General features: G+C 57.7%; 3 protein-coding genes. All 3 read left to right on the top strand.

The features are described from left to right. A partial coding sequence (locus RTY00_RS17005) for a glycerol-3-phosphate dehydrogenase (RefSeq protein WP_312665222.1) occupies positions 1-900 on the top strand: 900 nt, incomplete at its 5' end. Positions 901-910: 10 nt separating this feature from the next. After that, positions 911-1,849 carry a TIM barrel protein gene (locus RTY00_RS17000; RefSeq protein ID WP_312665221.1) on the top strand — a complete coding sequence of 313 codons (939 nt, stop codon included), beginning with the start codon at positions 911-913 and terminating at the stop codon, positions 1,847-1,849. A 15-nt stretch (positions 1,850-1,864) separates the two neighbouring features. Further along, positions 1,865-2,818 carry a sugar-binding transcriptional regulator gene (locus tag RTY00_RS16995; protein WP_258145117.1) on the top strand — a complete coding sequence of 318 codons (954 nt, stop codon included), beginning with the start codon at positions 1,865-1,867 and terminating at the stop codon, positions 2,816-2,818. The last annotated feature ends 16 nt before the right edge of the window (positions 2,819-2,834 follow it).

Raw genomic sequence — 2,834 nt, 5'->3', positions numbered from 1 at the left:
GCCGGGCCGTGGGTGCTGGATATCGTTAATCAGGTAACGCACACCAAAAGCAGTCGCAACGTGCGGCTGGTCAAAGGCTCGCATATCATCGTGCCGAAATTCTGGGAAGGTCAGCAGGCGTATCTGGTGCAGAACACCGACAAGCGGGTGATTTTTATCAATCCGTATGAGGGCGATAAAGCGCTGATCGGCACCACCGATATTCCGTGGCAGGGCAAAGCGGAAGCGGTCACCGCCGACGACAGCGAGCAGCAATACCTGATCGATGTGGTGAATCGCTACTTCAAGGTGAAACTGCGCGCCAGCGATGTGATCACGCGCTTCTCTGGCGTGCGTCCGCTGTTTGATGATGGCAAAGGCAATCCATCGGCGGTGACCCGTGATTACGTGTTTGACCTCGACGATCAGCAAAACGCCCCGCTGCTGCATGTGTTTGGCGGCAAGATCACCACCTTCCGCAAGCTGGCTGAACACGCCATTCAGAAACTGTCACCGTTCTTCCCCAACATGGGCGCGGACTGGACGCGAGGCGCCACCTTACCGGGCGGCGATATGCCACACGCCGATTTCGACAGCTTCTTAGAGCAGGTTAAAGCGCGCTGGCCGTGGCTGCCGCAGCCGCTGCGCAAACACTATGCGCGGCTGTATGGCACGCGTATCGATAAGTTGATCGGTCACGCCAATGCGCTGGGCGATCTTGGCCGTCATTTTGGCGGGCAGCTGTACGAAGCCGAGGTGCGCTATCTGGTGGAAAAAGAGTGGGCGCAACAGGCTGAAGATGTGTTGTGGCGTCGAACCAAGCATAAATTGCACCTCGATGACGCGCAGCAACAGGCGTTTACCCAATGGTTCAACGCCACCTTTGCTGCTCCCGCGCCGCTGCGTGCGCATGCCGGATAAGAGGTGAAACATGCCGTTAACGCTGTCACTGAATACCAATCCGCTGGTGAATCGCTTTGCCGATCCGCAGGATTTGATTAACACCGTGGCGCAGCAGATCCGCATTCGTGATGTGCAGCTCACCCATGAATTCATCAATCCCGGCTGGCCCGCTGCGACCATCACACGCATGACGCGCCTGATGCAGCAGGCGTTGCGCGCCACCGGCGTGCGTGTCACCTCCGGCATGACCGGGCCGTATGGTCGACTCAACCATTTTGGCCATCCTGATGTTGAAGTGCGCCGCTATTACGTCGACTGGTTTAAAACCTTCGCCGATATCACCGCTGAGCTGGGTGGCGACTCGGTGGGTTCGCAGTTCGCCATCTTTACTCAGCAGGATTTCAACGATGTTGCGCGCCGCGAAGCGCTGATCGATATCGCCATAGATTGTTGGGCCGATGTTGCCGAACACGCCAAAGCCGCCGGATTGAAATACCTGTTTTGGGAGCCGATGAGCGTGGGCCGCGAGTTTGGTGAAACCATTCCGGCCTGCTTAGCACTACAGCAGCGTTTAAGCGCCGCCTCGATGGCGCTGCCGATGTGGATGATGGCGGATATCGATCACGGTGATGTTACCTCCGCCGATTCGCGCGATTACGATCCCTATGCGTGGGCCGAAGCGGTGCCGCGTTATTCTCCGATTATCCATATTAAACAGAGCATGCTGGATAAAGGCGGACACAGACCTTTTACATTGCAGTACAATGCCGGCGGCCGCATTCAGCCCCAGCCGCTGCTGGACGCGCTGGCGCGCGGCGGTGCGCAGGATAATGAGATCTGCCTTGAACTGAGCTTTAAAGAGCGCGAGCCAACCGACAGCAAGGTGGTGGCTGAGATCGCCGAAAGCGTCGCCTTCTGGGCCGGGCATATTGATACCGGCGTGCAGGATCTGCATTTGTCTAATTAACAGGACGTATAAATAATGAAACCGGCACCAACCTCGACTGAACGCGACGAATCTCTGGCACTGCGTGCCGCCTGGCTACACTACGTCGGCGGTTTAACGCAGGCGGAAGTGGCGAAACGACTTGGGCTGCCGTCGGTGAAAACGCACCGCATGATTGCGCGCATGGTGGCGGAAGGCGCGGTTAAGGTGTCTATCGATGGCGATATCGTTGCCTGCGTCGCATTAGAAGATCGGCTGCGGGCGAAATTCGCGCTTAACTTCTGTCATGTCGCGCCCGATCTCGGTGAAGAAGGCTTGCCGGTGCGTGCGTTGGGTATGGCGGGCGCGGATTATCTGCGTAACCTGCTCACCGCGTCGCCTTCTACCACGCTAGGTCTGGGACATGGCCGCACCCTTTCCGCTGCCATCCACCAATTGCCGCGTATCGATGCGCCACATATGCGCTTTGTCTCGCTGCTCGGCTGTTTAACCCGCAACTACGCGCTCAATCCCCACGATGTCATGCATCGCATCGCCGAGAAAACCGGTGCGCAGGCTTACATGATGCCCGTGCCTTTCTTTGCGAATACTCAGGAAGATCGTGAAGTGTTATTAGCCCAGCGCGGCGTGAGCGAGGTGTTTGCCATGGCGGCGCAGAGTGAAGTCAAACTGGTGGGCATTGGCACCGTGGAACCCGCTGCTCAGTTGGTTGAAGCCGGCATGATTGATGAAGCGGAGATCAATGATATCTCCTCATCCGGAGCGGTCGGTGAACTGCTGGGCCACTTCTTCGATGCCAATGGGCAGATGATTCACACCAACCTGACGGCACGCACCTTGTCGGTGGATCTCGATCTTTCGCATCGTGCAGAGATTGTCGCCCTGGCGGGCGGCGCCAGCAAAGTTGCGGCGATTCGCGCCGTGCTGGCCAGCGGTCTGGTGACCGGTTTGATTACGGATGAAGTGACAGCGCAGGCATTGGTGGGTTGATCAGCAGTTTGTGAAT

Origin of the sequence: Pantoea sp. CTOTU49201, assembly GCF_032054795.1 — a bacterium.
Classification (GTDB): Bacteria; Pseudomonadota; Gammaproteobacteria; order Enterobacterales; family Enterobacteriaceae; genus Pantoea; species Pantoea symbiotica.
The sequence above is the reverse complement of the archived record's forward strand: the minus strand, read 5'-3'. Positions and strand labels throughout refer to the sequence as shown.

Excerpts from the sequence above, each read along its gene's own strand:
- RTY00_RS16995 (WP_258145117.1), top strand. The coding sequence starts at position 1,865 with ATGAAACCGGCACCAACCTCGACTGAACGCGACGAATCTCTGGCACTG.
- RTY00_RS17000 (WP_312665221.1), top strand. The coding sequence starts at position 911 with ATGCCGTTAACGCTGTCACTGAATACCAATCCGCTGGTGAATCGCTTT.